General features: G+C 58.1%; 9 protein-coding genes and 2 pseudogenes. 6 read left to right on the top strand and 5 right to left on the bottom strand.

Annotation, left to right across the window (positions count from 1 at the left end; translation table 11 throughout):
• Nucleotides 1-724 (top strand): IS481 family transposase (locus BM419_RS31045; protein ID WP_091928716.1); only part of this gene is annotated, 724 nt, incomplete at its 5' end.
• Between the two features lie 647 nt (nt 725-1,371).
• Here the strand turns inward: BM419_RS31045 and BM419_RS31050 are convergent.
• Nucleotides 1,372-1,667, bottom strand: a pseudogene (locus BM419_RS31050) (transposase family protein); the annotation flags it as partial.
• 150 nt (nt 1,668-1,817) lie between these two features.
• On the opposite strand from BM419_RS31050, the gene BM419_RS31055 reads away from it, so the two are divergent.
• On the top strand, nt 1,818-1,970 hold the full coding sequence (locus BM419_RS31055; RefSeq protein WP_244534989.1) for a hypothetical protein: 153 nt from the start codon (nt 1,818-1,820) through the stop codon (nt 1,968-1,970).
• Nucleotides 1,971-2,123: 153 nt separating this feature from the next.
• Here BM419_RS31055 and BM419_RS32190 read toward each other — a convergent pair whose 3' ends face one another.
• The 3 genes and pseudogenes from BM419_RS32190 to BM419_RS31065 form a co-directional block, all read right to left on the bottom strand.
• Nucleotides 2,124-3,341 (bottom strand): hypothetical protein, encoded by a 1,218-nt coding sequence (locus tag BM419_RS32190; RefSeq protein ID WP_139257185.1) that lies wholly within the window; start codon nt 3,339-3,341, stop codon nt 2,124-2,126.
• A gap of 59 nt (nt 3,342-3,400) precedes the next feature.
• Nucleotides 3,401-4,081 carry an adenylyl-sulfate kinase gene (gene cysC / locus BM419_RS31060; protein ID WP_091928717.1) on the bottom strand — a complete coding sequence of 227 codons (681 nt, stop codon included), beginning with the start codon at nt 4,079-4,081 and terminating at the stop codon, nt 3,401-3,403.
• A 113-nt stretch (nt 4,082-4,194) separates the two neighbouring features.
• A pseudogene (locus tag BM419_RS31065) lies at nt 4,195-4,471 on the bottom strand (transposase); the annotation flags it as partial.
• Nucleotides 4,472-4,889: 418 nt separating this feature from the next.
• Between BM419_RS31065 and BM419_RS31075 the strand changes: the two are divergent.
• The 3 genes from BM419_RS31075 to BM419_RS33150 are packed head-to-tail and all read left to right on the top strand — an operon-like array spanning nt 4,890 to nt 5,583.
• On the top strand, nt 4,890-5,075 hold the full coding sequence (locus BM419_RS31075) for a hypothetical protein (RefSeq protein ID WP_091928719.1): 186 nt from the start codon (nt 4,890-4,892) through the stop codon (nt 5,073-5,075).
• A 16-nt stretch (nt 5,076-5,091) separates the two neighbouring features.
• Nucleotides 5,092-5,334 carry a DUF6522 family protein gene (locus tag BM419_RS31080; protein WP_091928720.1) on the top strand — a complete coding sequence of 81 codons (243 nt, stop codon included), beginning with the start codon at nt 5,092-5,094 and terminating at the stop codon, nt 5,332-5,334.
• A gap of 45 nt (nt 5,335-5,379) precedes the next feature.
• Nucleotides 5,380-5,583: a hypothetical protein gene (locus tag BM419_RS33150; RefSeq protein ID WP_082557861.1), complete on the top strand. Its 204-nt coding sequence runs from the start codon at nt 5,380-5,382 to the stop codon at nt 5,581-5,583.
• Between the two features lie 122 nt (nt 5,584-5,705).
• Here the strand turns inward: BM419_RS33150 and BM419_RS32195 are convergent, their stop codons facing one another.
• On the bottom strand, nt 5,706-6,179 hold the full coding sequence (locus tag BM419_RS32195) for a hypothetical protein (protein ID WP_139257186.1): 474 nt from the start codon (nt 6,177-6,179) through the stop codon (nt 5,706-5,708).
• A gap of 121 nt (nt 6,180-6,300) precedes the next feature.
• On the opposite strand from BM419_RS32195, the gene BM419_RS31095 reads away from it, so the two are divergent.
• Nucleotides 6,301-6,578, top strand: a 278-nt coding sequence (locus tag BM419_RS31095; RefSeq protein ID WP_139257159.1) for a helix-turn-helix domain-containing protein, incomplete at its 3' end; no start/stop codon positions are given.

Raw genomic sequence — 6,578 nt, forward strand, 5'->3', positions numbered from 1 at the left:
GCCGCTGGACGACTGCCTCTACGGCCTGCAGCCCACGATCCCGCATCTGACCCGCTCGTCGCTGCACCGTTGCCTTGAGCGGCACGGCATCAGCCGCCTGCCCGAGATGGAGGGCGACAAGCCCAAGAAGAAGCGCTTTGCCGATTACCCCATCGGCTATGTCCACATCGACATCGCCGAGGTCAGGACGGAGGAAGGCAAGCTCTACCTGTTTGTGGCTATCGACCGAACCTCGAAGTTGGCTTTCGCCAAGCTGGAAACGGAGGCCAACCGCTACACCGCTTCAGACTTCCTACGCGCGATGGTCGCGTTCGTGCCGTACAAGATCCACACGGTGCTGACCGACAACGGGGTGCAGTTCTGCCATGCCCCGCGCAACCGCTCAGGCCCAACCGCCCTCTACAGCCGGCACATGTTCGACCGCGTCTGCCATGAGCACGGCATCGAGCATCGCCTGACCAAACCCAACCATCCCTGGACCAACGGTCAAGTCGAGCGGATGAACCGCACCATCAAGGACGCCACGGTCAAGCGCTACCACTACGACACGCACGAACAGCTCCGGGCGCACCTGCAGCTGTTCGTCGATGCCTACAACCATGCCCGACGGCTGAAGACCCTGCGTGGCCTCACGCCCTACGAGCATGTTCTTCAGGTCTGGACCAAAGAGCCCAAACGCTTCAGGCTCGATCCGTCACACCACATTCCGGGACCATACACCTAGGCCCTGCATCCCCCAGGTGCCCCATTCTGGTGGCCCCCCCCGCTCGCGAACGAAAACGGAACAAGCTCAGGCGCCCGCGCGCTTCGACCAGCCGCCGAGCCGCGCGAGATCGTAGTGGAGCAGTGTGGACGACGTTCGGAAAGCCGAGCCCGTCAGGCGATTCGGCTGACCCAAGCCGCGAACTCCCAGACCGGCGGCCCCCCAGACTTGTGCGTCTCTGACTACAAAGAATCAGAGGAAGGATGGATCAGGCCGAACGCTTCAGCTCAGCCTGATCATCGTTCGTAGCACTAGTGGGAGGTTGCTGTTGCGGTTTGAGGCTCTGCATAGGGGTGACAGAAGATGTGCGACTGCTCGGTGGTGATGAGCGCCGCAGAGCAAACAACAAGGCAGCGCTTACAACACATGCTACGGCTGCCCCGACCGGTGCCACAAAAATCGAAATCGCTCCCAGCGACGGCCATATAGCCACAATCGAAAGTCCTGCGCCTACGAAGGCCGATAGAACGAGGAAGATGAGGTTCACGAGCGCACCCTTCCGCGATAGGCGGCCCGACGTGTCGCCCTCGGGTTCGAAGAACGGGGAGGTTGTATGACGATCTCAATGGCCAATATGCGGCAACTTCTGAGCGAAAACCGGTAACGGTCAGCCGGCGCGCCAGGCGTGCTCGCGGCGGCATCAGCTGGGGGAGTGACTCAGCGAAGGTACGACGGCGGCAGGCAATCTCACAGCAGTAGAAGCGTCGGACGCGTAGGCGCAGCGTCATGGGCTGCCCGATGCTCGGCAGATCGCCCGGACGGCGTTCATAGCGGCTGTGAACGACAGAGCTGGTCGTATGAGGTTGGACACTACGCGTGCACACGCCGCACTTGGGCGAAGACGACCGTCGGTTCGGATGACGCGCCCGATGGTACAGCCCGGCAGGGATGAGGACAGGATCAAACGCTTGGTGAACCAGCCCGTGCCATCCTCGTCACCGCGACCGTTCCACGCAAAGTGCGGGAGAACCGCAAAGCCGAAGGAAGAACATACCGTACCGAGCCAGCCATGCACTTCGAAATCCGCGTGGCCGGCCGCCACCTCTAGACTTGGGTGCTGCTCGACGCCTCCCACATGACGGTGAACGAATCGGACTGGACCTTCCCGTCCGAAGCGCAGGCTTTAGCTGCCGCGCTGGCCTTCTCGAAGCTAATGACCCGCGCCTGGAAGACGCTGACCGCGCCGACGTCGGACGGCCTGCTATGATGTGCTGCCGCGGATCCGCGATAGCCCCGCTCAGCCTAATCCCGGCTGCGCCCCATTCCTCGGCGGCGATTAGAAGGTCGCGGTAGGCAACGGCCCGTGGTCTGACAGGCTTGATTTGATCTGGATAACAATTGAAGACATGGAAAACAACAATTAGCAATCATTTAAAAGTTTTTGAGCTTGATATAGATAAACTTCATGACGGTGTGCAGTCGCTCCGTCGCTGGGCGTCGACTTAGCTACATCAGTCAAAATTTTCTTGAATTTAGATCGATTGAGTCCGCGCCATGTAATGCTGGAGACCAATGTCGATATGACGATTTCTAACGCATGTGACCGCTCTGTCTCGTTAGCCAATTGACGTTCAAGCAACTGTTCCCTCTGGCGCGCCGCAGTCAAAATAATTTCGATTTGGTTCCAGGCGTCCATATCCCTCTCGCAAGATCTAAGATCACGTAGGATCGGTGATGTTGCCGAACTTTGGCTTTTTCGGCGAGCTGTGACTTCAGCAAAAGCGCACATGGCAGAAACAAGGTCGGGATTGGCGGTCCAAAAATTTGAATTGATGTACGAGTACGCTTGCTCCCGTAGAGCAAACAATCTGCCGCCAGTGAAACCCTCGATTCGATCTCCCCACCGAGCTATTAAGGTGCTTTCTATGCTAAGAAATTTCTCTATATCATAACCTATAGTCATATTTTCCATGAATCTATCTGCTCTCTCTGCCACTAACGTACGTAAGAATTTAGATTCTTGTGCCTGGATTGCATCTATGCCAACGAAACCATATGCATTCCACAGACGGATCATCTCACATTCGATGTATTCGAAAGATTTGTTGTTGTCTGTTCGCTCGCCAGGGGGACTAGTCAAGCCGAGTAAATCGGAGGCGAACTGTTGTGCCACATCAGGAATTTGATCGTACAAGAAAATCTTAATCGCTTTTCTTCCAAAAACAGATGCCCAGTTACTCAACAATAAATCTGGAACCAGTAGATGTAGTCTGCCAGGAAGCGCAATTGCGTCTTGAATGAACCTGGTAAAATCTTCGACTCCGCCATGTTTAATTAATTCTTGCCACCATGAAGGAAGAAGAGACAAGATATTCCTCTGGTAATAAACAATAGTAAATTCGGCAGATGGAAGAGCCGCGCGGATCTTTTGCAACGAGGCGACTGGAAGAAAGCTAAGCTCTTCACTCGAGAGAACACAGGTTTTCTCAATGCCCGAAAGAATCTCCAGGAGGCTGCCAAGTTTGGAATGATCAGGGTCAGACGCTGTCCGAGCAAACTCGTGCTGCCCCGTCTGATTGGCATGAGTGAAGGGGTAAACAAAACTTGCGCTACTCTGCAAAGAGCGCGCGTAGAGCATATTTTGGATCGATGTCGTTCCCGTTTTATGCGGGCCGATATGTATTATAAAATTTTGAGTCATAGTTCGATGTTGCGTATTAGCTCCGGATTTTTAGGCAAAATCTGATCATAAAGTGGCTGTTCTGATGCTGCGCTCAGCTGTAAGAGCAAGTCGATTAGTGGCCGTGCTGTATCGGCAATGGACTGACCCACGGTTGCGAGCGTTAAGTCAGGCTCCGTCGGCTCTTCATAGGGCGCTGTGATGCCGGTAAAATTCGGGATTGTGCCGGCGCGCGCCCGAAAATATAATCCTTTTGGATCTCGTTCCTCGCAAATTGGTAGAGGCGTATCTATAAAAACTTCAATAAATGCGACGTCTCCTGCGATAGCCCTTGCGGCCTTCCGTTCCGCTGAGAAGGGGGATATAAGCGAGACAATTGTTACAAGACCAGCATCAGCTACCAGTTTTGCTGTTTCGGCCACACGGCGGACGTTCTCAGCTCTGTCGCGGTCGGTAAATCCCAAGTCACTATTCAATCCATGACGTAGATTATCGCCGTCCAGCACCATTGTTGCGCGTCCTGAAGCGGTCAGGGCTTGATCCACGACGTTTGCGATCGTTGATTTCCCTGCGCCTGAAAGGCCAGTAAGCCAAGCAATGACTGGTCGCTGACCAAGAGCCTTCCATCGTTGCTCCCGTGGCTGCAGGTGCTGCCAAGTCAGGTTCCGATCCGACGTTGGGCCTCGTGATCGGTTCATGCTTCGCTCCTAAGTTGTCCCCCAGGTATGGATACACAAAAACGTGATCGGTTGTGTTGCTACAACGTCACGTTGACGCACTTCGTAGCGGCGGAGGGTAATTACCCAGGCCTTTAATCGCAGGGGTCAGGCGCCGACGGTTTTGAGGATGAAGCCGAATGGATTGGCACCGCTCAGGCGCGCGATGTCGACAACGGTGCGGATGGCGGCCTCGCCCTCAGCTGGCCACATGTCGCGATAGCCGTTGGTCGCTTTCCGCTGGACGACAGCCGGACGCACGAGCCGCTCGGAGCTGTTGTTAGTCGGCTCGACCTTTCCGGGATAGGCGAGGAAGACGAGAGGCTGATCGCGGGAGCGGCTGAGCTTGGCCTGCAACTCGCGGGTCAGGTCACGGACGCAACACGGGTGCAATGCGCTTCATATACGGCCTTCCGTCATTCGCATGAGGAAAGCGATAATCCTTAGCGCTAGAACGCGCTCGGATGTCTGGGTGGAGGCCTTCTCCGATGAGGCTTAATCTCGATTTTCCCGGTAGCTGGATCGTTAATCCCGGGTATGTGGCGCGGCGTATCGGCGTGAGCGCAACGACGCTGAAGCGTTCCGTCATCGAGGGAAACGCCAGGGTCTTGATCGTCCCCGGAAGCTGGGCGGACGCGAGGGGCGCGCGCGTCACTGTTCATCACTACGACGGTGGGTGGCAGGGCACGTTCGATCAGAGCGGACAGCTCGTGGCTGAGCATGTCTGGTAACTGCGGCCGCACCAACCGGAGGCACGGCGAGTTGTATCTCCTACTGGCAGGAGACGCCCATGAGCGCGCACACCTATCCGGACGTGAACACCAGTTCTGCAAGCGGAGCGGCTGCCAACAAGTTGACTCACCGACTTGGCGTAGACGTCAACAGCGGCGATCAGCTTTCCAGCCCATACCTGCTCGGCATCGCGCTTTCGGGTGCAGCCGTGGCATGCCTGCTGATCCGGCTAGTGATCGGGTGAGCGGCACGACCTGCCCATGAGGCACACCCTCGGCCAGCAAGGCGACTGGGTCGTTGATCCGTGTGAGTTGGCCCCACGCCTCGGTGTGGATGCCGATTACCTGAAGCGCATGGAGCGGCAGGGACACGTCGATGCCCGGATCAAGATCGACGATGACAGCGGCACGGGCCAGACACGTGTGACCGTCCGCCTGCTGAACCGAGGCTGGAAAGGCACCTTCCATGGAGGCGGCGCCCTCATTTACGAAGAGATGTGGTGAGGCCTTGCAGTTGAAGCCGGCCCTTCGGCACTGCATAGCTCGGCCATGACAGCTGACGTACCGCACCCCTACTCGGTGACCATCGAGCCCCTGAAGAAACCGGAGGGTCATTTCGGTTGGGCATTGCGCCGAAGTGGTAAACTAATCGAGCGCTCGGACAGGGCGTTCACCACCGAGGTTAAGGCTTTCGAGAACGCTTTGAGGGCGATTGAGATAGACACGAAGCCGAGCAGTGGCGGCCGCCGCTAGGTGAGCGGACGCGCCGGATATTCCGGACAAGCGTCTCGTTTGTCCGGCGTCCGGTCGCGGTACTCATCCTGGCACCTCGATCAGCCAGAGGTGGTTGACGCCGTTGAGAGCGACCGGGACAATCAGGCTGCGGCCGAGGCGTGCTTCGACGGCTCGCTTAAACACCTTGCTGGCGGCCTCCGTCCGCTTGGCCTCATCGTCGCCGTCGGCCAGGTAGATGTGACGAAGAATGCCGTCCTGGCGACCTGCAGCGGGACGGCACGAACCGCGGAGCCCTCATTGCCGAACGGCCACGCGCAGATGCCATCGTCGGTGACGCTCGTCCGAAGTGCTTGTCGGAACACCTCTGACGATGTCGGCCAGCGCTCCTTGCTGGCCGCGACGGCTACCGCGGAGGTGCCGTCCGTCTGCCACTTCACGACACAGGTAGTGATCGGCTCGCGATCGTAGATCTCGCCGAGTGTGACGACCTCCAGATCAAAAGAGATCTCGTACCCGCAACGGGTGCCCCGCACCTTCCGGATTGCCACGCGCGTGTTGTTGATGGCGCCGCCCTTATAGCGATCGGCGAGTACGGCGAGAGCCTCATCAGCCAATCAATCGGTCGTCGCCCGTTTGTTGTGGAGGAGAGAATTTTTAAGCCGCAGATTAGAGCCGGTCCCGTGCCGCTTGAGACGGGTTGGCGGGTAGCGCGTTGGTGGGTGAAGGAGCACGCCGATGCCTTCACCTTTGTCCGTCGACTTACGCGAGCGTGTCGTGGCTGCCGTGGCGGCAGGAGCCTCGTGCCACCGAGCCGCGGCTCGCTTTGGGGTCAGCGTCTCCAGCGCCAGCCGCTGGTCGCAGCGCGCCCACCAAGAGGGCCATGTCGCGCCCAAGCCGATGGGCGGCGATCACACCTCGAAGCGCATCGAGGCGCATGCCGGGCTGATCCTGAGGATCTCCAAGCAGGAGCCGCGTCTTTTCCTGCGCGAGGTGCGCGACCGGCTGGCTGAGCA

The organism is Methylobacterium sp. yr668, from assembly GCF_900116245.1.
In the GTDB taxonomy this organism is placed as follows: domain Bacteria; phylum Pseudomonadota; class Alphaproteobacteria; order Rhizobiales; family Beijerinckiaceae; genus Methylobacterium.